This window comes from Kocuria sp. SM24M-10, assembly GCF_001027955.1.
In the GTDB taxonomy this organism is placed as follows: domain Bacteria; phylum Actinomycetota; class Actinomycetes; order Actinomycetales; family Micrococcaceae; genus Kocuria; species Kocuria oceani.
Genome location: NZ_LDNX01000009.1, coordinates 11,965 through 33,820, shown reverse-complemented (window position 1 = coordinate 33,820; position 21,856 = coordinate 11,965). Strand labels below are relative to the sequence as shown.

Below are 21,856 nucleotides of genomic sequence, written 5' to 3'. Positions count from 1 at the left end.
GGGCGTGTCTCGGGACACAGCGATCGTCAGGGTCCAACCTACCTGTTCCGTCGGCGGGCGGACCAATCCCGGCGCCGCGCGGGAGCGCCTCAGCGGCGGGAGAGCCGCTGCGCGGCGGCGTCGATCCGCTCGTCCGTGGCGGTGAGCGCGAGCCGCACGTACCCCTCCCCGGCCGTCCCGTAGAAGACGCCCGGGCCCACCACGACGCCCCGCTCGGCGAGGCGCTGGACCGTGGACCAGGTGTCCTCCCCGGCCGTGCACCACAGGTAGAGCCCGGCCTCGGAGTGCTCCACGCGCAGCCCGAACGCCTCCACGGCGGGCACCAGGCGGTCGCGCCTGGCCCGGTAGAGCGCCTTCTGCGCGTGCACGTGGGCGTCGTCGCCGAGGGCGACCCGCATGGCCTCCTGGACGGGGGCCGGGACGATCATCCCGGCGTGCTTGCGCGAGTTCACCAGGTTGGCCATCAGCCGGGCGTCGCCGGCCAGGAACGCGGCACGGTAGCCGGCGGCGTTGGACTGCTTCGACAGCGAGTACGCGGAGAGCAGCAGGGACGTGTCCCCTCCGCTGACCCGCGGGTCCAGCACGGAGGGGACGGGCGCCCCGCCCTGCTGGACGTCCCACGCGCCCCAGCCGAGCTCGGCGTAGCACTCGTCGGAGACGACCACCGCCCCGAGGTCCCGGGCCTGGTCGACGACGCGGCGCAGCGACCCGGCGTCGCGCACGATGCCGGTCGGGTTGGCCGGCGAGTTCAGCCAGACCAGGCGCACCCGGGCGCGGACCTCGTCCTCCAGCTCGTCGAGGTCGTCGGCGGCGACCGCCTCGGCGCCGGCCAGCTGCGCCCCGATGTCGTAGGTGGGGTACGCCACCGTGGGGCGCACGAGCACGTCCCCCGGGCGCAGGCCGAGCAGCAGCGGCAGCCACGCGACGAGCTCCTTGGAGCCGACCGTGGGCATGACCGCGGCCGGGTCCAGGCCGGGCACGCCGCGGCGGCGGGCGTACCAGGCCACCACGGCCTCCCGCAGGGCGGGCGTGCCGTGGGTGGTCGGGTAGCCGTGGGCGTCCGCGGCGGCGGCGAGCGCGTCCTGGACCACCAGCGGGGTGGGGTCCACGGGCGTGCCGATGGACAGGTCCACGACCCCGTCCGGGTGCTCCGCGGCGACGGCGCGGTACGGCGCCATCGTGTCCCACGGGTAGTCCGGGAGGGCGAGGCCGAAGGACCGTGCCGTCTCGGTCACTGGGCGCCCTGGTTCTGCGGGGGCAGGGCCGCGATCATCGGGTGGTCCGTGTGGGTGTTGCCGAGCTTGGCGGCCCCGCCCGGGGAGCCGAGGTCGTCGAAGAACTCGACGTTGGCCTTGTAGTAGTCGGCCCACTCCTCGGGGGTGTCGTCCTCGTAGTAGATGGCCTCGACGGGGCAGACCGGTTCGCACGCGCCGCAGTCCACGCACTCGTCGGGGTGGATGTAGAGCGAGCGCTCCCCCTCGTAGATACAGTCGACGGGGCACTCCTCGACGCAGGCCTTGTCCTTGACGTCGACACAGGGCTGGGCGATGACATAGGTCACGGCGTTTCACACCTTTCTGCTGGGATTCTCCGACCAGTCTAGCCACCGTGACCTGGCTACGATGACAGCCATGGTCTCCCCGACATCCGGCTCAACGTCCTCCCCCGTTCCGTCATCCGCGGCCGTGGAGTTGCTCGCGGGCCTGCCCTCCGGTACACGGGTGAGCGTGCGCTACGCCCTGCCCGCCGACGACGCCTCCGGGCTGCCGCTCACCGACGCCCTGGGCGAGCTGGTGGATCCGGACCTCGGCGGGGGCGCCGGGACGGTCACGGTGCGCACCCGGCGCGGGGACGTGCTGATCCCCGCCGCGGCGGTGCGGGCCGCCCGGGTGGTGCCGCCGCCCCCGCCGCGCCGGCGTCCGCGCGGCGGCTGAGCAGGGCGGCTGAGCGGAACGGCTGAGCGAGGCGCCTGTGCGGGACGGCAGAGCGGGACGGAGGCAGACCCGACGGGCCCCGGAGGTGCGGCCGGGCCCGTACGGCTCGGGGCGCCCCGGCGGACGCCGGGGCCGCGGCCGGGCGCTCAGGCGGGGCGGGCCGCCCGCCGCCGGGCGCGTACCCAGCGGCCCGTGACGAGCACGGAGGCGATCGTCACCGCGAACACCACCACGAACCAGGCCAGGCCCAGGACGCCGACCACGGTGCCCGGGTCGGTCACCACGATCACGGAGCCGTCCCCGCCGTAGGCGAAGAACCAGGAGACGAGGTAGCCGATCAGCCCGGGCACGGCGGCGGCCCACACCCGGCGGGTCGCGGTGCCGACCCACAGGGACACGCTCAGCAGCAGGGCCGCGGCGAAGAGCAGTCCCCACGGGAGCCACCAGCCCGCGGGCGCGTACCAGACCGCCCCGTGCAGCACCGTGGCCACGCTCGCGCCGGCCAGACCGGCGGCGACCGAGGTCACCAGGGTGGTGGGCAGCGAGGCCGGGCCGGCGTCTGTGCGCATCGGCTCCGCGGAGGCGCCCGGGTCCCCGGCGAGCAGCCGGAAGGTCTCCAGGGCGCTGAAGGACTGCCAGACCCCGTTGGACAGGGCGAAGCGGCTGCCGTCCTCGGCGAGCACCAGCTGGGTCGCGTGGGCGGCCATGGCGGCCCGCTTGCGCTCGGCGGAGCCGTGCACCGCGGCCTGCGGGCGGGGGTCGTCCGCCCGGGCCTCCCCCTCGACGGCCCACAGGACAGGGGTGCGCCAGGGCTGTGCGGTCCCGCCCGGCGCGTCCGTGCCGGGACGGGCGGCCAGCTCCGCGCCGCGCACCGCGACGGCGGCCGTGCGGACGTGGTCGGGGTGGCCGTAGCCGCCGTCGTCGTCGTAGGTGACGAGCACGTGCGGGCGGACGGCGCGCACGGCCGCGGCGACGTGCGCGGCGGCCTCCTCGGCGGACGCCGCGGTGAGGCTGTGCGGGGAGGAGTCCCCGGCCGGGGCCGCCCGGCCGTCGGGGCCCCAGGACATCCCGGAGTCGTGGTAGTGGCCCGTGCCGCCGGCGAAGCCCACGGCGGGGTCCAGGGCGGGGGGCTCGCCCGCGAAGAAGCGGTCGGCCAGCCCCAGCGCGGCGGCGGCGTCGTCGAGCTCCCCGACGCGGTAGCGGCCCAGTGCGGTGCCGTCGTCGGTGCAGCCGGGACGGCCGACCTCGAGCCCGCGCAGGGGTTCGGGGATCACCTCCCCGCGCTCCCCGCGGGTCATGGTGAGCAGCACGACCTTGGCGCCCAGCTCCGCGTACCGGCCCATCGTGGCGCCCGTGGCGATGGACTCGTCGTCGGGGTGGGCGTGCACGAACAGCAGCCGGGCGTCCTCCGGGCGCAGCCCGGCGGGCAGCAGCCCCGGCAGGGCGTCCTCGCGCACGAGGACGCCCTGCTCGGGGTAGTACGGGACGGGCTGGGTCACGACCGGGCCTGCTGCGCTCGTCTGCCGGGCCGGCGGCTCAGGCCCGGGCGCGGGCGCGGTTGGCCTTCAGCCGCTCGTTGGCGTCGAGGACCACCTTGCGGATCCGGATGGACTCCGGGGTGACCTCCACGCACTCGTCCTCGCGGGCGAACTCGAGGGACTCCTCGAGGGTCAGCTTGCGCGGGGGCGTGAGGTTCTCGAAGGTGTCGGAGGAGGCCGCACGCATGTTGGTGAGCTTCTTCTCCTTCGTGATGTTCACGTCCATGTCGTCGGCGCGGGAGTTCTCGCCGACGATCATGCCCTCGTAGACCTCGGAGGTCGGCTCCACGAAGAAGGAGCCGCGCTCCTGCAGGTTGATCATCGCGAACGGGGTGACCACGCCGGCGCGGTCGGCGATCATCGACCCGTTGGTGCGGTACTCGATGTCCCCGGCCCACGGCTCGTAGCCGTCGGCGTAGGAGGAGGCGATGCCGGCGCCGCGGGTCTCGGTGAGGAACTTCGTGCGGAAGCCGATGAGCCCGCGGGAGGGGACCTTGAACTCCATGCGCACCCAGCCGGTGCCGTGGTTGGCCATGGCCTCCATGCGGCCCTTGCGGCCGGCCATCAGCTGGGTCACGGCGCCGAGGAACTCGTCCGGCACGTCGATGGTCATGTGCTCGTAGGGCTCGTGCACCTTGCCGTCGACGGTCTTGGTGACCACCTGCGGCTTGCCGGCGGTCAGCTCGAAGCCCTCGCGGCGCATCTGCTCCACGAGGATGGCCAGGGCCAGCTCACCACGGCCCTGGACCTCCCAGGCGTCCGGGCGCTGGGTGGGGAGCACCTTGAGCGAGACGTTGCCGACGAGCTCCTTGTCGAGGCGGTCCTTGACCTGGCGGGCGGTCACCTTGGCGCCCTTGACGCGGCCGGCCAGCGGGGAGGTGTTGATGCCGATGGTCATGGAGATCGCGGGGTCGTCCACCGTGATCAGGGGCAGGGGCTGCGGGTTCTCCGGGTCGGTGAGGGTCTCGCCGATGGTGATGTCCTCGATCCCGGCCACGGCCACGATCTCACCGGGGCCGGCGGACTCGGCCGGGACCCGGTCCAGGCCCTTGGTGGCCAGCAGCTCGGAGATCCGCACGTTCTTCAGCTCGCCGTCCGCCCGCGCCCAGGCCACGGTCTGGCCCTTCTTGAGGGTGCCGTTGAAGATCCGCAGGAGGGCGAGGCGGCCCAGGAACGGGGAGGCGTCCAGGTTGGTCACGTGGGCCTGCAGCACTCCCTCGGGGTCGTAGGAGGGGGCCGGGACGTGCTCGATGATCGTCTTGAACAGCGGCTCCAGGTCCTCGTTGTCCGGCAGCGAGCCGTTGGCGGGCTGCTCGAGGGAGGCCCGGCCGTCGCGGCCCGCGGCGTAGACCACGGGCACGTTCAGGACGGCGTCGAGGTCGAGATCGGGCTCGTCCTCGGAGATGTCGGAGGCCAGGCCCAGGAGCAGGTCCATGGACTCGCCCACGACCTCCTCGATCCGGGCGTCGGGGCGGTCCACCTTGTTGACCACGAGGATCACGGGCAGCTTCGCCTCGAGCGCCTTGCGCAGCACGAAGCGGGTCTGGGGCAGCGGCCCCTCGGAGGCGTCCACGAGCAGCACGACGCCGTCGACCATGGACAGGCCGCGCTCGACCTCGCCGCCGAAGTCGGCGTGGCCGGGGGTGTCGATGACGTTGATGGTGATGGTCTCCCCATCGGCGGAGGGACCGTCGTAGAACACCGTGGTGTTCTTGGCGAGGATCGTGATCCCCTTCTCGCGCTCCAGGTCACCGGAGTCCATCACGCGCTCCTCGACCTCACCGTGGGACGAGAACGCGTGCGTCTGCTGGAGCATCGCGTCCACGATGGTGGTCTTGCCGTGGTCGACGTGGGCCACGATGGCCACGTTGCGGAGGTCGGCGCGCTGGGCGGTGGTGGAGGTTACAGACATACGCGTGGGTCTCTCTTCGGGTGGAGATGCGGGGGGAGGTGCAGCCCTCCCGATGGGTGCGGCCGGGGCGCCGCCGCGCACCCGGAGGGACCCGGGCGGGGGCGCCCGCACAGCGGGCCACCGAACAGTCTACCTTGCGGGACCGCCCGCGCGGCACCCCGGGAAGCTGTGACCCCGCCGACCCCGGCGCTCCGCCGCCCCCGCCCCCGCGGCGCCGGGCCCCGGTGCTGCGGCGGACTCCCCTGCTCGTTCCCGGGAAGGCACCGCACCCGTCGGGGGTCGGCGGGGGCGCGCCGGGGCGGGGCTCACCAGGCGGGCAGCACCGGCAGGCGGTCCTCCGCCGTGACGCGCTCCGTCTGCCCGCGCGCCAGCCACGCCAGCAGCCCGGCGCGGTCGGACCGGACGCGCGCGGCGCCGTCGCCGATCACCCACTCGTCGCCCTCCTCACTCACCAGGGTCGTCCCGGGGGCGTCCTTGGCGCGCATGGTGCGCACCGCCGCCTCGAGGGCGTCGAGCAGCGAGTCCGGCTCGGCCCGCTCCAGGGTCCAGGCCGCGTCGAGGTCGTGGTGGTGGACGACGATCTCCGAGTTCCGCAGCGCCACGACGGCGAGGGCGGGGATCCGCTTGCCGTGCATGTGCACCTCGTCCACGGCCAGGTCCCCGCCCAGCCGCTCGCACTGCTCGGCGAAGTAGTCCGCGCTCTCGCGGGTCCGGCGCAGCAGCTCCTCGCGGGGCAGGGCGGCGAGCTCGTCGATCTCCCGGTTGCGGGCCTCGGGGGACGCGTAGGGACGCTGCTCCCGGCCCGTGACGGCCCAGTCGACCAGCCGGACGAGGGCCCGCCCGTTGGAGGCGAGGTGGGCGACGACGTGGGCGCGGCTCCAGCCGCCGCACAGCGAGGGCGCGGCCAGTTCCTCCGCGGAGAGGGACTCCGCCGTGGCGATGAAGCTGTCGGTCTCGCGCCCGAGGCGGGACAGGTCGGTGTGCAGGCGGGTGGGATCGCTCATGGGCCCACCCTATCCAGCGACGTGTGAGCCCGGCCACCGCCGGCCACGGCCGGCCGCCGAGTCCGCCCGCCGCCCGGCCCGGGGCCGGGTCAGAGGACCGGCAGGCGCGCGAACGCCCGCTCGGCGGCCCCGCGGCGGGTGGCCGAGAGCTCCTCGAAGGGCTCCAGCACGAGTCCCGGCGAGCTCGCCCGGCGGCTGCGCCCCCAGGTGCCCACCACGCGTCCGCCGGCCACGACCGTGGGCTTGAAGACCCCGTTGGCGCCGGGGACGATGCGCGCGGCGTGCCGGCCGGCCAGCATGTGGGAGCGGTCCCCGTAGCCCAGGACGTACTCGTCGAACGGCGGCAGCAGGTGCACCCCGGCGGCCCGCCGGTCCGCCCGCACCGCGGCCCCGAGCACCTCGGGGGCGCACCACAGCTCCTGGCCGCGGGCGTCGTGCACGGCCACGACGTCGTCGAGCACCGCCACCGCGGCGCGCACCGTGGCGCGCGGCAGCGCCGCCCAGCGGGCGGCGTCGGCGACGGAGGCCGGGCCGTGGCTGCGCAGGTAGCGGCGCACCCAGCGCACGACGACGGGCGGCGCCCCGGGGGCGGGGGCCCGGCCGGGCGCCTCCCAGGTCTCCGGGACCCAGTCCGCCACGGGGACCACGAGCTGGTCGCGAGCTCCGGCGGCCAGGGGGCCCATGCACAGGGTCGCGTCCAGGTGCAGGGCGAGCATGAGGTGGTAGGCCCGGCCCGGGGCGCCCAGCAGCCCGGCCTCCTCCCACGCGGCGTGCAGCCGCTCCCGGGGCTGCGGCCCGTGGCGCAGCGCCGCCAGGGCGGTCTCCCGGGCGGCGTCCAGGCGCTCGTCGACGCCCAGCTCGCGCCGGCGGGCCGCCGTCGCGGAGACGGTGCGGGGCCCGAGCACGGCCAGCCACGCCCGCAGCTCCTCGGCGGGCACCAGGTGCAGGGTCCCGCGCATGGGCCACGTGCGCACGATCCGGCCCTCGGCGAAGGCCTCGCGCACCCCGGCGGCCCCGGCGCCCCGGCGCAGCCCGACCGACACGAGGGCGCCGGGCAGGTCCTGGGCCTGGACGGCCCCGAGGGCGCGCACGACGTCCTCGGGGGCCGCGTCGGCGGGGCGCACGAGCCCGTGGGCGGCCAGCCGGGCGAGGCCGATCTCCCGGTCGCCGAGGACGGGCGGGGACGTCATGCCAGGGTCCGGCCGCGCTGCTCGGGCAGGGCGAACGTGGCGGCCGCGGCCACGAGGAACGCGGCCCCGAAGACCGCGAAGACCACGACGAGGTCGTAGCGCTCCCCGCCCAGGCCCAGCAGCACCGGCACCGACAGCGGGGCGAGGATGGAGGCGATCCGGCCGAACGCGGCGGCGGCGCCGGTGCCCGTCCCGCGCAGCGCGGTGGGGTACAGCTCGGGGCCGATGGCGTACAGCGCGCCCCAGGCGCCCAGGTTGAAGAAGGACAGGGCCATCCCGGAGCCGATCACCTGCCAGGGGAGCACGACGGCGCCGACCGAGACGATGCCGAACAGCACCGCGCTCACCGCGGAGCCCCCGAGGAAGGCCGCCAGGGTGATCCGCCGGCCCCAGACCTCGATCAGCCAGGCGGCCGCCGCGTAGCCGGGCAGCTGGGCGAGCGTGATGACCAGGACGTAGCCGAAGGACGTGGTCAGGGTGAAGCCCTGCTGGAGGAGCAGCGTGGGCAGCCAGGTGAACGCCCCGTAGTAGGCGAAGTTGACGCAGAACCACACGGTCCACAGCGCCCCGGTGCGCCGCCGCAGCCCGGCCGACCAGAGGCCGCCCGTCCCGCTCGCCGGCGCGGCGGCGGGCTCGGCGGCCCGGGCCTGCTCCTCGGACTCCGGCCGGGACCGGCCCAGGGCCGGGGCGCGCTCGAACGCGCGCACGGCCGCCTCCGCCTCGTCCGCGCGGCCGCGGCTCTCCAGGAAGCGCACGGACTCGGGCAGCGCCCGGCGCACGACCACCGCGTAGGCGGCCGGCACCAGGCCGACGACCAGCGCCCAGCGCCAGCCGTCCGGGGAGGTCGGCACCACGAAGTAGCCGATGAGGGCGGCCATGATCCAGCCCACGGCCCAGAAGGACTCGAGGACCACCACCAGGCGGCCGCGGATCCGGCGGGGCGAGTACTCGGAGACGAGGGTGGAGGCCACGGGCAGCTCCGCGCCGAGGCCCAGGCCCACCACGAAGCGCAGCACGACGAGCGCGGCGAGGGAGCCAGCGAGCGCGGAGGCGCCGGTGGCCAGCCCGTAGACGAGCAGGGTCAGGGCGAACACCTGGCGGCGGCCGATCCGGTCGGCGAGCAGCCCGCCCAGGCCGGCCCCCACCGCCATGCCGACGAAGCCGATCGAGGCCAGCAGGGACAGCTCCCCCGAGCTCAGCGCCCACTGCTGGGCCAGGGCGGCCATCACGAACGACACGAGGCCGACGTCCATGGCGTCCAGCGCCCAGCCGACGCCGGAGCCGACGAGCAGCTTCCGGTGCTCGGTGGTGTAGGGCAGCCGGTCCAGCCGCTGCGACCGCGTCAGCGCGGACGTGCTGCCGGCGGGCCGCGGGCTCTCGTGCATGCTCCGGTCCTTCCCCTGTGCGCGGTGCGGCGACCACGGCGGTGCTGGGACGCCGCGGTCGTGGGGCTGCCGCGGCGCTGCGACCACTGTAGGCGGTCCGCGGACCGGACGGCGCCGGCGGGGCCCGTCCCGCCCCGGCCCCGCCGGGGCGGTGCTCCGCCCCTAGACTGGGAGGGTCCCCACCCACCGGCCCGGCGAGGGAGCCTGCTGTGACAACGGTCGCCGTGTACCTGGTCGTCGCCTTCGGCGCGGGAGCCCTGGCCGTCCTGCTCCGGCTGCCTCCCCTGGTGGGGTTCCTGGCCGCGGGCTTCGTGCTCAACGGCATGGGCGTGGAGCGGCTGGAGGCCGTGGAGGAGCTCGCCGACGTCGGCGTGACCCTCATGCTGTTCGGCATCGGGCTCAAGCTGGACGCCCGGTTCCTGCTCCGCAAGGAGGTCTGGGGCACCGCCGGGATCCACATGGTGCTGAGCACGGCGCTGGGCGCCGGCTTCCTGGGGCTGTTCATGCTGGCCGGCCTGGCCCTGCCCGACGCGGACCTGCCCACGCTCGCCCTGGTGGGCTTCGCGCTGTCCTTCTCCAGCACGGTGCTGGTGTTCAAGGTGCTCGAGGAGCGCAGCGAGACCACGTCCCTCTACGGTCGCGTGGCGATCGGCATCCTCATCATGCAGGACATCGCGGCGGTCGTGTTCATCACCGCCACGAACGAGCACCCGCCGAGCCCCTGGGCCCTCGGGCTGGTGCTGCTGGTCCCCGCCGCCTGGGTGTTCCGCCGGGTCTGGGACCGGATCGGGCACGGGGAGATGCAGGCGCTGTTCGGAGTGGTCATGGCCCTGGTGCCCGGCTACTTCGCCTTCTCCGCGGTGGGCATCAAGGGGGACCTGGGGGCGCTGCTGGTGGGCATGCTCCTGGCCTCGCACGCGAACGCGAGCGAGCTCTCCCGGACCCTGTTCACCCTCAAGGACCTGCTGCTGGTGGCGTTCTTCGTCTCGATCGGGTTCAACGGCATGCCGGACTCCATGACGGTGCTCCTGGGCCTGCTACTGCTGGTGCTCGTGCCGGTGCAGTCGATGCTGTTCGTGCTGCTGCTGTGGCTGTTCGGGCTGCGCCGCCGGACGTCGCTGCGCGGCGGGCTGGCCCTGGCCAACCACTCCGAGTTCGCCCTCATCGTGGGGGCCATCGGGGTGTCCGCCGGCATGCTCACGGAGCGCTGGCTCGTGGTCCTCTCGGTGGCGGTCGCGGCCAGCTTCGTGGTCTCCGCGCTGGTCAACCGGCGCGGCTCCCCCCTCATCGGCACCCTGGCCCGGCGGCTGCCGGAGCACCCGGAGCACCGGCTGCACCCGGAGGACCGGCCCATCGACATCGGTCACGCCGACGTGCTGGTGCTGGGCATGGGACGGGTGGGCCAGGCCGCCTACCAGGAGTTCTCCGGGGAGTACGGGTTCTCCGTGGTGGGCATCGAGAACGCCACCGACCGGGTCGAGCGGCTGTGCGCCCAGGGCTTCGACGTCCAGGAGGCCGACGCGACCGACCAGGAGTTCTGGGAGCGGGTGATCGCGACCGGCCACGTGCGGATCGCGGTGCTGGCGATGCCCTTCCACGGCTCCAACCTCGTGGCCCTGCGCCAGCTCACGGAGTCCGGGTTCACGGGGGCCGTGGCGGCCGTGGCGCAGTACGACGACGAGGTGCAGGAGCTGCGCGGGCACGGGGTGCGCACGGTCTTCAACCTCTACAGCGGCGCCGGGATCGCCCTGGCCGCGGAGACCGTCGAGGCCCTCGGCCGCCGGGCCGACTGAGGCCCCGGACCTCGGGGCCGGCGACGACCGGACGTTTTCTTTCGCAACACCTTGTCTTCGACTCCCGAACTCAATGTGTGCCAGGTCACTGTTGTGGTACCTTCATCGCGTTCGCACAAATGTTCCTCGGCGGTAACCCCCGTGGTTTCCCGGGCTCCGAGTGCGGAAGTCGAAACCATCGCATGGCCGGCCCACCCGCCGGCCGACCGGGAAATCGGAGACAGCCCATGTCCACATCCCCCTCCACCCGACGCATCACCCTGGCGCTCGCCGCCACGGCCGCGGCCGTGACGCTCACCGCCTGCGGCGGCGACAGCGGCTCCGAGGACGCCACCGCGGCCGGCGGCGACGTCGACTGCTCCGCCTTCGAGAAGTACGGCGACCTCAGCGGCAAGAGCGTGAGCGTCTACACCTCGATCGTGGCGCCCGAGGACCAGTCCCACATCGACTCCTACGCCCCGTTCGAGGAGTGCACCGGCGCGGACATCGTCTACGAGGGCTCCCGGGAGTTCGAGGCGCAGCTGCTCGTGCGCCTGCAGTCCGGCAGCGCGCCCGACGTCGCGTTCGTCCCGCAGCCGGGCCTGATCCGGACCATCGCCGAGGACCACCCGGACGTCATCCAGCCGGTCGGCGAGGACGCCGCGGCCAACGTGGACGAGTACTACGACGCCTCCTGGAAGGAGTACGGCACGGTCGACGGCACCTTCTACGGCACCCCCCTCGGGGCGAACGCCAAGTCCTTCGTCTGGTACTCGCCGGCCATGTTCGAGGAGGCCGGGTACGAGGTGCCCAAGACCTGGGACGAGCTCATGGAGCTCTCGGACACGATCGCCGGGACCGGCGCCAAGCCGTGGTGCGCGGGCATCGAGTCCGGCGACGCCACCGGCTGGCCGGCCACCGACTGGCTCGAGGACACCATGCTGCGCACCGCCGGGCCCGAGGTCTACGACCAGTGGGTCAACCACGAGATCCCCTTCGACGACCCGCAGGTCGTCGAGGCCCTCGACGCGGCCGGGGCGATCCTCAAGGACGACAAGATGGTCAACGGCGGCCTGGGCGACGTGCGCTCCATCGCCACCACGGCCTTCGGCGACGCCGGCCTGCCGATCCTCGACGGGTCCTGCTGGATGCACCGCCAGGCGTCCTTCTACCAGGCCAACTGGCCGGAGGGCACCAACGTGGCCGAGGACGGCGACGTGTTCGCGTTCTACCTGCCCGGCCAGTCCGAGGACGAGAAGCCGATCCTGGGCGGCGGCGAGTTCACCGTCGCCTTCGCCGACCGGCCCGAGGTCCAGGCCTTCCAGGCCTACCTGACCAGCCCGGAGTGGTCCAACGCCAAGGCCCAGGCCACCGAGTTCGGCTGGATCTCCGCCAACTCCGGCCTGGACCCGGAGAACCTGAAGTCCCCGATCGACAGGCTGGCCTACGAGCAGCTGACCGACGAGAACGCGGTGTTCCGCTTCGACGGCTCGGACCTCATGCCCGCGGCGGTCGGCGCCGGGTCCTTCTGGAACGGCATGACCGACTGGATCTCCCTCGGCAAGGACAGCGAGGCCGTCCTGGCCGACATCGAGAAGAGCTGGCCGTCCGAGTGACCGCAGGCCGTCCGTGACGCACCGGACGGACCCGCGGCGCCGACGACGGCCGCCGGAACCGAGCCCTGAGGAGCTCTTCGTGGACCTTTTGCTGAACGCCGACACGACGGCGGAGAAACTGCTCGTCATGTGCGTGGCGATCCTGCTGTTCGTCGGGGTCACGGCCGCCGTGCTGTGGCTCGTCGACCGGCCCTCCCTCCCCCGCTGGGTGCCGCTGGTGGGCTTCCTGGGCCCGGCCGTGGCCCTGCTGGTCTTCGGGCTGCTGTACCCGGCCGCCCGCACCGTGCTCGGCTCCTTCCAGGCCCGGGACCGGCAGACCTGGGTGGGGCTGGACAACTACCGCACCATCCTGACCGAGGACGGGTTCCAGACCGTCCTGTTCAACACCGCCCTGTGGGTGCTGCTCGTGCCCACCGTGGCCACGGCCGTGGGACTGGTGTACGCGGTGCTCGTGGACCGGACCCGGTTCGAGAAGCTGGCCAAGACGCTGATCTTCCTGCCCATGGCGATCTCGCTGGTGGGCGCGTCGATCATCTGGAAGTTCGTCTACGAGTTCAAGCCGGACCAGCCCGGCGTCCGGCAGACGGGCCTGCTCAACCAGCTGCTGGTGTGGCTGGGCGTGCCGCCCCAGCAGTTCCTGCTGGACCCGCCCTGGAACACCTTCTTCCTGATCGCCGTGATGATCTGGATCCAGACCGGCTTCGCGATGACCGTGCTCTCGGCGGCCATCAAGGCCATCCCGGACGACATCATGGAGGCCGCGCGGCTCGACGGCGCCGGGGCCTGGCGCATGTTCGCCTCCGTCACCGTGCCCTCGATCCGCCCGGCCATCGTCGTGGTCATCACCACGATCGCGATGGGGACCCTGAAGGTCTTCGACATCGTCCGCACGATGACCGGCGGCAACTTCGGCACCTCGATCGTGGCCAACGAGTTCTACACGCAGAGCTTCCCGCTGGGGCAGCCGGGCATCGGCGCGGCGCTGGCCGTGGCGCTGTTCGTGCTGGTCGTCCCGATCGTGCTCTACAACATCCGGCAGATGAAGCTTTCCGAGGAGCAGCGATGACCACCGCCGCCAACATCCCGCCCGCCTCGCCCGACGACCTCGTCGAGGACGACCGCCCGGAGCGCGGCGGTCCCGCCGGGACCACCGTGGTCCCGGCGCGGCGCCGGAACCTCGGGGAGCGGGCCGCTCGGGCGAGGACGAAGCTCAGCTCGCCGTGGGCCTCCCTCGCCGCGGTCGTCATCGCGGTGCTGTGGACGACCCCCACGCTGGGCCTGCTGATCACCTCCTTCCGCCCGGAGCTGGACATCCGCCGCTCCGGCTGGTGGACGTTCTTCGCGGACCCGTCCGTGACCCTGGCCAACTACGAGGAGGTCATCACGGGCTCCGCGACCTCGAGCTTCGCGGCGTTCTTCGTCAACTCCGTGGTGATCACGGTGCCCGCGGTGGTCATCCCGATCACGCTGGCCCTGCTGGCCGCCTACGCGTTCGCGTGGATCGACTTCCGCGGCCGGTCCTGGCTGTTCGTGTCCGTGTTCGCGCTGCAGATCGTGCCGATCCAGATCACCCTGATCCCGCTGCTGACCCAGTACAACCAGTGGGGCCTGGCCGGGTCCTTCTGGGCGGTCTGGCTCTCGCACACGATCTTCGCCCTGCCGCTGGCGATCTTCCTGCTGCACAACTTCATGATGGACATCCCCCGCACCCTCATCGAGGCCGCGCGGATGGACGGCGCCGGGCACGTGACCATCTTCTTCCGGGTGCTGCTGCCCCTGCTGGTCCCGGCGATCGCGTCCTTCGCGATCTTCCAGTTCCTGTGGGTGTGGAACGACCTGCTCGTGGGGCTGACCTTCGGCTCCAACCTCAACGTGGCGCCCCTGACGGTGCGCCTCGGGGAGCTCGCCGGCACGCGCGGCTCGGAGTGGCACCTGCTCTCCGCCGGGGCCTTCGTGTCCATGGTCGTGCCGATGATCGTGTTCCTGGCCCTGCAGCGCTACTTCGTCCGCGGGCTGCTGGCCGGTGGTGTGAAGGGCTGAGCGCCCGCCGGCCCCGGCGCACGGAGAGGCCCCCGGAACTCCGGTTCCGGGGGCCTCTCCGTGCGCCCGCTGCCGGGGCGGGTGCGGCGCTACCGGGCGTCGGTGACGCCGGTGGCGGCCACGATCCGGCCCGTGCCGTCGGTGGCGGAGACCACGGCCTGGCCCGCCAGGACCTCCCCGGCCTGCCGGGCGGTGCGCCGGTCCACCTGCAGGGCGAACCCGCCCGCCAGCTCGGGGCGTTCGGCGAGGACGCCGGCCGGCAGCTCCGCCACGGTGACCGGCACGCTGCGGCCGCCGGTGACGGTCTCGGCGTCGAGGGCCAGGGCGCCGTCCGGGCCCCAGGTGAGGGACCAGTCGAGCAGGGCCGGGTCCGTGCCGGCCGGGACCGTGCCCGCCGGGACCGCCAGCAGGTCCGCCCCGACCCACGCGGCCCGGGCCGTGCCCAGGTCCGGGCCGGCGGCGGGCTGCTCGGCCGCTCCGGTGCGGGTGCGGATCTCGTGGGTGCCGGCGTCGTACTCGATGGTGGCCACCATCCCGTCCTCAGGGACGGACAGGCTCACCTCGGCGCCGCCCACGGCCCCGTCCTGCCCGTACGCCGCGCCGGCGCCGAGGTCCTCCACCACACGGAAGGTGTACTCCCCCGCCGGGATCAGGGTCGTGGACCACGCGTAGGTGCCGTCCCCGTCCGGGTCCTGCAGCCAGGGGCGCAGGCAGTCGGGGGTGCGGTCGGCGGCGCAGCCGAGCTCGTCCTGGAACGTGCCGGAGGCCGTGAGCAGGGGCCCGTCGGCGTCGGTGGTCGCCCAGTGCGTGGCCGGGTCGTAGTAGAACGTCACCGGTCCGCCCGGGGCCTCGTAGCCGATGTTGGCGCCGGCGAGCGCGCCGCCGGCGCCGTAGTTCTCGTCCCAGGCGCGGTCGATCGCGACCTTGTAGGAGTGTCCCCCGGCCGGGAGGTCGGCGGTGCCCTTCCAGATCCCGTCCCGGGGGTCGAGGCGCAACTGCGCCTGCTCGCAGGCGGGGGCCCAGTCGGCGGCGCAACCCATCTCGGTGTTGTGCGTGCCGGGCACGGAGACCGCCTCCGGCTGCTGCACCTCGCCCACCACCGGGCCGGCGCCCCCGCCGTCCGCGGGGGCGCCGCCCGCGCCGGCCACGGCCCAGGCCGAGGAGGCGGAGAGGTTGCCGGAGGAGTCCTTCAGCACGGCCCGGTACTCGAGCAGGGTGCCGTCGGCCACGTCCGCGGCGTCGGGGAAGACGCGGTACGGGGCGTTGTCGTCAGTGCCCAGCGCCGTCCACTCCTGCGTCCCGGCCGGGCGCACGGCGAAGCCGACCTGGGCGAAGCCGCGGCCGGGGACGTCCGCCCGCAGCTCGGTCCGGCCGTCGGCCCCGAGGTCGGGGGCCTGCAGCCGCACCTGCGGGGCCTCCTGCTCCGGGGCCAGAGCACGCCCGGCCCGGTACACGACCGTCGACAGCGGGGCGACCTCGACGTCGAGCCGGGCGTCCTTGCCGGACTTGCGCTTGTCCTTCCCGTCCGTCCCGTAGAGGGAGGTGAACTGGGTGTTTCCGGAGGACGTCGGAACGGCCACGGTCCGGGCCTGCTCGGAGTTGTTGGTGACCACCACGTACTCGCGCCGCTCGTCCGCGTCGATCCGGCTGAACGCGTAGACCCCGTCCCGGTCGGAGGAGTACCGGTGCAGCTGCGCGCCGTCGGCGAGCGCCGGGTGGGCCGCCCGCAGCGCGGAGAGCTCGGCGATCTGCTCGTAGAGCGGGTGGTCGGTGCCGTAGCGGTCGGCCGCGCCGGGCTCGGCCGCGATCATGGGTTCCTGCAGGTACTGCGGGACCTGCGTGGCGAACATGTCCTGGCGGGCCAGCTGGTCCCCGCCGGAGCCGATGAAGCCCTGCTCGTCGCCGTAGTAGACCACCGGCTGGCCGCGGGTCAGGAACATCAGCTCGTTGGACAGCTCCACGCGCCGCTGCAGCTCCTCGTCGCGGAAGCCGGCGTCGAACAGCAGCCAGGAGGCGCGGCCCATGTCGTGGTTGCCGGTGAACGTGGGCAGCTGGTAGGCGTTCGAGTCGGTGTCGGTGTAGTGGTCGTCGGCGGCGTAGAACTCCCGCAGGGACGTGGTCGCCCCGCCCTTGGCGAACTCGAGGGAGCGGGCCTGGAAGCCGAAGTCGATCACCGCCTGCAGCCGGCCGTCCGTGGTGAAGGAGGACAGGTACGCCGGGTCGGCGTCGTAGACCTCGCCGAACATGAAGAAGTCCTCGTTGTGCGTCCGGGCCGCCTCGAGCACCCGGGGGCTGAACTCCTGCCAGAACTCGAGGTTGACGTGCTTGACGGTGTCGATGCGGAAGCCGTCGATGCCCATCTCCGCCCAGGCGGAGTAGATCTCCACCATCCCGTCGACCACCTCGCGGCGCTCGGTGAACAGGTCGTCCAGGCCCACGAAGTCGCCGTAGGTGACGGACTCCCCGGACCAGGTGGAGTCCCCGCGGTTGTGGTAGAGGTTCGGGTCGTTGAGCCACGCGGGGACCTTGACGCCGGCGTCCTCCGGGGCGCGGAAGATGGGGGTGTAGGGGAACGACGTGGCGGGGTCGGTCGCGGGGAACTCCGGCGAGCCCGCGTAGCGGGCGTCGTCGAAGGGCTCCCCGGCGGCGTCGCGGTAGGGCTCCTCGGCCTTGGTGACGTAGTCGGTGGTGCCCTCCGCGTAGTCGATGACGTCCGCGGTGTGGTTGGTGATGATGTCGAAGTAGACCTTCATCCCGCGGGCGTGGGCGGCGTCGACGAGCTCCCGCATGTCCTCGTTGCTGCCCAGGTGCGGGTCGATCCGGGTGAAGTCGGTGATCCAGTAGCCGTGGTAGCCGGCGCTCTCCGCGCCCTCCTCGCCCTGCACCGGGCGGTTCTTGAAGGACGGGGTCAGCCAGATGGCGGTGGTGCCCAGGCCCTCGATGTAGTCCAGCCTCTCCTGGATGCCCTGCAGGTCTCCGCCGTGGTAGAACGCCTTGTCCGTGGGGTCGAAGCCGTGCTCGAGCCGGTCGCCCTCGAGCCCGCCGGTGTCGTTGGACGGGTCGCCGTTGGCGAAGCGGTCGGCCATCACGAAGTAGAACTGCTCGGAGGTGACGGGGGCGCGCAGGCTGTCGCCGGCCAGCGCCCGGTCCTGCTCGGTGACCTCCTCGCCGCCCACCGCGGCCGGGCGCACGGAGACCGTGTCGGTGGCGTCGTCGAAGCTGAACACCACGGTGGCGGGGCCCTCGAGCACGAGCGGCAGGTTCTCGGCGGGATGGGACTCGTCCCACCCGCCGCCGAGGGCGACCTTGTACTCCCAGGTGCCGGCGGGGACCTCGAAGGTCCCCTCGTAGGTGTCCCCGCCGATCGGGGCGAGGACGGTCTCGGCGCAGGACGGCTGCCAGTCGGACGAGCAGCCGAGCTCGTCCTGCAGGCTGCCGACGAGGGTCACGGCGGGGGCCGCGGCGGCGGCCGGTGCCGCGGCGGCGAGGCCGACGGCGACCGGGGCGGCGCCGACCGCGGTGGCGGACAGCAGGCCGGCCAGGACGGTGGACGGACGACGTTTCACGGTGTCTCCAGGGGGTGGTGGGATCGAGCAGGGCGTGCTCGGAAACGAGCTGGAGTCTAACCCGTGAGCTGGATCACATCCGGGAGCGCGGCCGGGGCGTCAGCCGCCCTTCTGCACGGCCTTGCACAGCTGCACCAGTCTGCTGATCGCCCGGTGCGGGAGGCCGGTGGGCCGGACCGCCTCCTCCCGGGCGGCGAGGGTGAACCGCACGAGCGCCCAGGCCCGCAGGCGCTCGGCGTCGGCGCCGGCCGCGAGGGACAGGGCCTCGATCCGGTCCTCGAGCGCCGCGGCCAGGGCCCCGCCGTGGCCGGCCGCCTCGGTGCGGGGCCACAGGCCGGCGACCAGGGCGAACTCCACGGTGCCGAGCACCGGGTCCGCCCCGGTGGCCAGCCACGGGGCGCGCCGCGCGGCGCGCACGGCCCCCGGGTGCAGGTCCTGGTGCACGAGGGCGGCGTCCAGCTCCTCGCGCAGCAGCCGGTCCAGGCTCGCGACCGCCTGCCGCCGGAAGCGCCGCGGGAACCGGGCGTCCAGCTCGGCGGCCCCGTCCAGGCCCTCCCGCCATGCCCGGGCCGCCGCCGACAGGGCCGGGAACGGGGGCCGGGGCGGGCGGGCCAGGCTGCGGGTCAGCTCGCCCAGCACGCGGCAGGCCTCCAGGTCCGGCAGGGCCCGCAGGTCCCGCCCGCCGGTGCGCTCGAGCAGCAGCGCCCGGTCCGCGGGCTCCGCCCGGAGCAGCCGCACGGCGCCGCGCCCGCCCCACAGGCGCAGCGCCAGGTGCTCGTGCTCGCCCCGGGCGCCCGGCGGGCCCAGGCGCAGCAGCGCCGGTTCCCCCGCACGGGTGCGCACCGGCAGCGCCAGGGCGCCGTCGTCGTCGCGGGACCGCCCGTCCGGGACCAGCTCCCACGCGGCCAGGTAGCGCTCCGCGAGCCCGGCCCGGAGCCGTGCCGCGTCGTCGTCGGTCATGGGTCCGCCCTCCTCGCAGGTCACCCGACCATCTTCGCCCACGGGGGCCGCCGCCCGCCCCGCCCGTGTTCGCTAGACTGCGAGCGCCCATCCCCCGGTCGGAACGGAGAACACCCGCCCGTGCACGAGCTGCTGTTCGCCTTCGGCCTGACCCTGTTCGCGGGGCTGGCCACGGGGGTGGGGGCCTTCCTGGCCCTGGTCACCAGGCGCACCGACGCCAAGTTCCTCGCGGTCAGCCTCGGCTTCTCCGCCGGGGTGATGATCTACGTGTCCCTGGTCGAGATCTTCGTCAAGGCCCAGGTGGCCCTCGTGGCGGAGCTCGGGGAGCGCGCGGGGGCGTGGGCCACGGCGGGCGGGTTCTTCGGGGGCATCGCGCTGATCGCCGTGATCGACCGGCTCGTGCCCAGCCGGGTGAACCCGCACGAGTACCCCCACGACGACGACGGCCGGCAGCGCCGGCTGATGCGCATGGGCACCATGACGGCGGTGGCGATCGCGATCCACAACTTTCCGGAGGGCTTCGCGACCTTCGTGGCGGCGATGCAGGAGCCGTCCGTGGCGATCCCGGTGGTCGTCGCCATCGCCCTGCACAACATCCCGGAGGGCATCTCGGTGGCCGTGCCCATCCACTCCGCCACGGGCGACCGGCGCAAGGCGTTCCGCTACTCGTTCCTGTCCGGGCTGGCCGAGCCCCTGGGCGGGGTGCTCGGGTACCTGGTCCTGCTCCCGTTCATGAGCGACACCGTCTTCGGCGTGGTGTTCGCGGGCGTGGCGGGGATCATGGTCTTCATCTCCCTGGACAAGCTGCTGCCCACGGCCCAGGAGTACGGCGAGCACCACCTGTCGGTCTACGGGCTCGTGGCCGGGATGGTGGTCATGGCCGTGAGCCTGCTGCTGTTCGTCTGAGCCCGCTGCTGTTCGTCCGAGTCCGCCGGGATCGGCCGGACCCGGCAGCTTCCGGCTCCGCCGGGGCCGGGGCCCACGCGCTCAGGGCCGGGGCGGCCGGGCGCGGCCGGCGCCGAGCGGGGACCCGGGGTCCGGCGGCAGCACCCCGGCGGCGCGCCCCGCCTCGGCGAAGGCCGCGGCCAGGCCCGCCCGGGAGGCGTGGGCGTTGAGCCCGCTGGGGCTGGGCAGCACCCACAGCTGCGCCCCGGCCAGCTCCCGCTCCTGGCGCCCGAGCGCGGCCCGCGGCTCCGCGAACGCGTGCCGGTAGGCCGTGACCCCGGCGACCGCGACGACGGCGGGGCGCCGCTCGGCGACGAGGCCGGCCAGCCGCTCCAAGCCGGTCACGAACTCGGCGGGGTCCAGCTCGTCCGCCCGGGCGGTGGCCCGGCGCACGAGGTTGGTGATGCCCAGGCCGCGGCCCACGACGTGCTCGCGGTCGGCGTCGCTCATCCCTGCGGAGCAGTCCACGAGGTGGCCGGTGAGACCGGCGTCGTGCAGCGCCGGCCAGAACCGGTTGCCCGGGCGGGCGAAGTGCGCCTGGGTGGCCGCGGCCCACAGGCTGGGGTTGATCCCGCAGATCAGCAGCCGCAGCCCGGGACCGAGCAGGTCCGGCAGGGTCGCGCCCCGCGCCGCCTCCAGGTCCGCCCGGCTCGGCCGGGTTCCGCCCGGTGTCCGTGCTGGTGCCATCCCGCCATGCTAGGCCGTCCCGCTACCGTGGGGACCATGCCGTCACCGGACGAGATCACCGTGCCCACCGAGACCGGCCCGGGACGCCTCCTGGTCTCCCGGGCCTCCTCCCCCGCCGGCTCCCCCTGGGCGGTGCTGTGGCTCGGGCACGGCGCGGGCGGCGGGGCCGGCTCCCGCGACCTCGCCGCGCTCGCCGCCGGGCTTCCCCGGCACGGCGTGACCGTGGTCCGGCACGAGCAGCCCTGGGTGGTGGCCGGCAAGCGGATCGCGCCCCGCCCGGCCGCCCTGGACGCCGCCTGGCTGGCCGCTGCCCCGGCGGTCGCGGAGCTGGCCGGCGCGACGCCCCTGGTCGTCGGCGGCCGCAGCGCCGGGGCCCGCGTGGCGTGCCGCACGGCCGGGGCGGTGGGGGCCGCGGCCGTGCTGTGCCTGGCCTTCCCGCTGCACCCGCCGGGACGGCCGGAGCGGTCCCGGTCCGAGGAGCTGCTGACCCCGCGCGTGCCGGTGCTCGCGGTGCAGGGCACGCGGGACCCCTTCGGCTCCGCGGCCGAGCTGCGGGCCGTCGCGCACGGGGCGCCGGCGGTCGAGGTGCTCCCGGTCGAGGGCGCCGACCACGGCCTCAGGACGGCCCGGTCGGCGGCGCTGGGGCAGGAGGAGACGCTCGAACGGGTCACCGCCGAGACGCTCCGCTTCCTGCGCACGGCCGCCGCGCCGGGCTGAGCCGGCACGGCTCTTCAGCAGCGCCCCGCAGCGGGCTACGGTGGACGCACCAGCGTCTCCGCGAGCGTCCGCACCAGCAGGGAGAGAACCGTCATGGCACGCACCCCCGAGTCCCCCGACGCACCCCGCCCCGGCCTGCCGCCCGAGGACCGGCGGCCGGCCGACCCGTCGCCGGCCCCGCCTCCGGTGCGCACCGACCCCGCCCTGGACGAGCACCAGAAGCGCGGCGTCTCGGGGGCCATGTGGACGGCCCTGCTGCTCGGACTGCTCATCCTCGTCCTGCTGCTGGTCTTCATCCTGCAGAACAACGTCCCCACGGACTTCCGCTTCCTCGGCTGGGAGTTCGTCCTCCCCCTCGGCATCGCGATGCTCTTCGCGGCGGTGGCCGGCGCCCTCGTCATGGGGCTCGTCGGCTCCGTGCGCCTCTTCCGGCTGAGCCACCGGGTGCGCAGGCTGGAGAAGGAGCGCACGGACATCAAGCGCGCCCTGGGCTGAGCCCCCGTCCCGGCGGAGCGGCGCCGGGCCGTACGCGCCACGGCGCCCGCTCCGCCCCGACGGACCGGCGCCCCGACGGGCCGCACGCGCCACGG

General features: G+C 74.4%; 18 protein-coding genes. 8 read left to right on the top strand and 10 right to left on the bottom strand.

The annotated features are described in order from the left end of the window. Positions 1-89: 89 nt before the first annotated feature. Positions 90-1,235 (bottom strand): succinyldiaminopimelate transaminase, encoded by a 1,146-nt coding sequence (gene dapC / locus ABL57_RS00630; RefSeq protein WP_082157134.1) that lies wholly within the window; start codon positions 1,233-1,235, stop codon positions 90-92. Beyond that, complete coding sequence (gene fdxA, locus ABL57_RS00625; RefSeq protein WP_047801516.1) at positions 1,232-1,561, bottom strand: ferredoxin; 330 nt, start codon at positions 1,559-1,561, stop codon at positions 1,232-1,234. Before fdxA ends, dapC begins: the two co-directional genes overlap by 4 nt. 160 nt (positions 1,562-1,721) lie before the next feature. On the opposite strand from fdxA, the gene ABL57_RS00620 reads away from it, so the two are divergent. Further along, positions 1,722-1,934 (top strand): hypothetical protein, encoded by a 213-nt coding sequence (locus tag ABL57_RS00620; protein WP_047801515.1) that lies wholly within the window; start codon positions 1,722-1,724, stop codon positions 1,932-1,934. Positions 1,935-2,080: 146 nt separating this feature from the next. On the opposite strand, the gene ABL57_RS20515 is transcribed toward ABL57_RS00620, so the two are convergent. The 5 genes from ABL57_RS20515 to ABL57_RS00595 form a co-directional block, all read right to left on the bottom strand. Then, entirely contained in the window at positions 2,081-3,433 is a 1,353-nt protein-coding gene (locus ABL57_RS20515; RefSeq protein WP_047801514.1) for a PIG-L family deacetylase, read from the bottom strand. A gap of 37 nt (positions 3,434-3,470) precedes the next feature. Then, the gene (gene typA, locus ABL57_RS00610; RefSeq protein WP_047801513.1) at positions 3,471-5,384 is read right to left on the bottom strand and encodes a translational GTPase TypA; all 1,914 of its coding nucleotides are present in this window, start codon (positions 5,382-5,384) and stop codon (positions 3,471-3,473) included. 305 nt (positions 5,385-5,689) lie between these two features. Further along, the gene (locus ABL57_RS00605; protein WP_047801512.1) at positions 5,690-6,388 is read right to left on the bottom strand and encodes a maleylpyruvate isomerase family mycothiol-dependent enzyme; all 699 of its coding nucleotides are present in this window, start codon (positions 6,386-6,388) and stop codon (positions 5,690-5,692) included. A gap of 89 nt (positions 6,389-6,477) precedes the next feature. After that, positions 6,478-7,578: a winged helix DNA-binding domain-containing protein gene (locus ABL57_RS00600; protein WP_047801511.1), complete on the bottom strand. Its 1,101-nt coding sequence runs from the start codon at positions 7,576-7,578 to the stop codon at positions 6,478-6,480. Beyond that, the gene (locus ABL57_RS00595) at positions 7,575-8,963 is read right to left on the bottom strand and encodes an MFS transporter (RefSeq protein ID WP_047801510.1); all 1,389 of its coding nucleotides are present in this window, start codon (positions 8,961-8,963) and stop codon (positions 7,575-7,577) included. The genes ABL57_RS00600 and ABL57_RS00595 overlap by 4 nt, the downstream gene beginning before the upstream one ends. A 209-nt stretch (positions 8,964-9,172) precedes the next feature. On the opposite strand from ABL57_RS00595, the gene ABL57_RS00590 reads away from it, so the two are divergent. The 4 genes from ABL57_RS00590 to ABL57_RS00575 all read left to right on the top strand — a co-directional run bounded on the left by ABL57_RS00590 (position 9,173) and on the right by ABL57_RS00575 (position 14,391). Then, positions 9,173-10,756 (top strand): cation:proton antiporter family protein, encoded by a 1,584-nt coding sequence (locus ABL57_RS00590; protein ID WP_047801509.1) that lies wholly within the window; start codon positions 9,173-9,175, stop codon positions 10,754-10,756. Between the two features lie 227 nt (positions 10,757-10,983). Beyond that, complete coding sequence (locus ABL57_RS00585; RefSeq protein WP_047801508.1) at positions 10,984-12,351, top strand: ABC transporter substrate-binding protein; 1,368 nt, start codon at positions 10,984-10,986, stop codon at positions 12,349-12,351. 79 nt (positions 12,352-12,430) lie between these two features. Continuing rightward, positions 12,431-13,417: a carbohydrate ABC transporter permease gene (locus ABL57_RS00580; RefSeq protein ID WP_047801507.1), complete on the top strand. Its 987-nt coding sequence runs from the start codon at positions 12,431-12,433 to the stop codon at positions 13,415-13,417. Further along, on the top strand, positions 13,414-14,391 hold the full coding sequence (locus ABL57_RS00575; RefSeq protein WP_082157133.1) for a carbohydrate ABC transporter permease: 978 nt from the start codon (positions 13,414-13,416) through the stop codon (positions 14,389-14,391). The genes ABL57_RS00580 and ABL57_RS00575 overlap by 4 nt, the downstream gene beginning before the upstream one ends. 89 nt (positions 14,392-14,480) lie before the next feature. Here the strand turns inward: ABL57_RS00575 and ABL57_RS00570 are convergent, their stop codons facing one another. After that, complete coding sequence (locus ABL57_RS00570) at positions 14,481-17,957, bottom strand: alpha-amylase family glycosyl hydrolase (RefSeq protein ID WP_053004668.1); 3,477 nt, start codon at positions 17,955-17,957, stop codon at positions 14,481-14,483. A gap of 99 nt (positions 17,958-18,056) precedes the next feature. Beyond that, a complete protein-coding gene (locus ABL57_RS00565; protein WP_047801506.1) occupies positions 18,057-18,917 on the bottom strand; it encodes an aminoglycoside phosphotransferase family protein in 861 nt (286 codons plus the stop codon). A 120-nt stretch (positions 18,918-19,037) separates the two neighbouring features. On the opposite strand from ABL57_RS00565, the gene zupT reads away from it, so the two are divergent. Next, positions 19,038-19,823, top strand: coding sequence for a zinc transporter ZupT (gene zupT / locus ABL57_RS00560; RefSeq protein WP_047801505.1), 786 nt, complete (start codon positions 19,038-19,040; stop codon positions 19,821-19,823). An 81-nt stretch (positions 19,824-19,904) separates the two neighbouring features. Here the strand turns inward: zupT and ABL57_RS00555 are convergent, their stop codons facing one another. Then, a complete protein-coding gene (locus ABL57_RS00555) occupies positions 19,905-20,549 on the bottom strand; it encodes a mismatch-specific DNA-glycosylase (protein WP_047801504.1) in 645 nt (214 codons plus the stop codon). A 36-nt stretch (positions 20,550-20,585) separates the two neighbouring features. Between ABL57_RS00555 and ABL57_RS00550 the strand changes: the two genes are divergently transcribed. Continuing rightward, positions 20,586-21,266, top strand: coding sequence for an alpha/beta family hydrolase (locus ABL57_RS00550; protein WP_238985938.1), 681 nt, complete (start codon positions 20,586-20,588; stop codon positions 21,264-21,266). Positions 21,267-21,359: 93 nt separating this feature from the next. Next, the gene (locus tag ABL57_RS00545) at positions 21,360-21,761 is read left to right on the top strand and encodes a lipopolysaccharide assembly LapA domain-containing protein (RefSeq protein ID WP_047801502.1); all 402 of its coding nucleotides are present in this window, start codon (positions 21,360-21,362) and stop codon (positions 21,759-21,761) included. Positions 21,762-21,856 lie beyond the last annotated feature (95 nt).

Bases quoted from the DNA above. Each gene is read 5' to 3' on its own strand.
- typA (WP_047801513.1), bottom strand. From the start codon at position 5,384: ATGTCTGTAACCTCCACCACCGCCCAGCGCGCCGACCTCCGCAACGTG.
- ABL57_RS00605 (WP_047801512.1), bottom strand. From the start codon at position 6,388: ATGAGCGATCCCACCCGCCTGCACACCGACCTGTCCCGCCTCGGGCGC.
- ABL57_RS00600 (WP_047801511.1), bottom strand. From the start codon at position 7,578: ATGACGTCCCCGCCCGTCCTCGGCGACCGGGAGATCGGCCTCGCCCGG.
- ABL57_RS00595 (WP_047801510.1), bottom strand. From the start codon at position 8,963: ATGCACGAGAGCCCGCGGCCCGCCGGCAGCACGTCCGCGCTGACGCGG.
- ABL57_RS00585 (WP_047801508.1), top strand. From the start codon at position 10,984: ATGTCCACATCCCCCTCCACCCGACGCATCACCCTGGCGCTCGCCGCC.
- ABL57_RS00575 (WP_082157133.1), top strand. From the start codon at position 13,414: ATGACCACCGCCGCCAACATCCCGCCCGCCTCGCCCGACGACCTCGTC.
- ABL57_RS00565 (WP_047801506.1), bottom strand. From the start codon at position 18,917: ATGACCGACGACGACGCGGCACGGCTCCGGGCCGGGCTCGCGGAGCGC.
- ABL57_RS00555 (WP_047801504.1), bottom strand. From the start codon at position 20,549: ATGGCACCAGCACGGACACCGGGCGGAACCCGGCCGAGCCGGGCGGAC.
- ABL57_RS00550 (WP_238985938.1), top strand. From the start codon at position 20,586: ATGCCGTCACCGGACGAGATCACCGTGCCCACCGAGACCGGCCCGGGA.
- ABL57_RS00545 (WP_047801502.1), top strand. From the start codon at position 21,360: ATGGCACGCACCCCCGAGTCCCCCGACGCACCCCGCCCCGGCCTGCCG.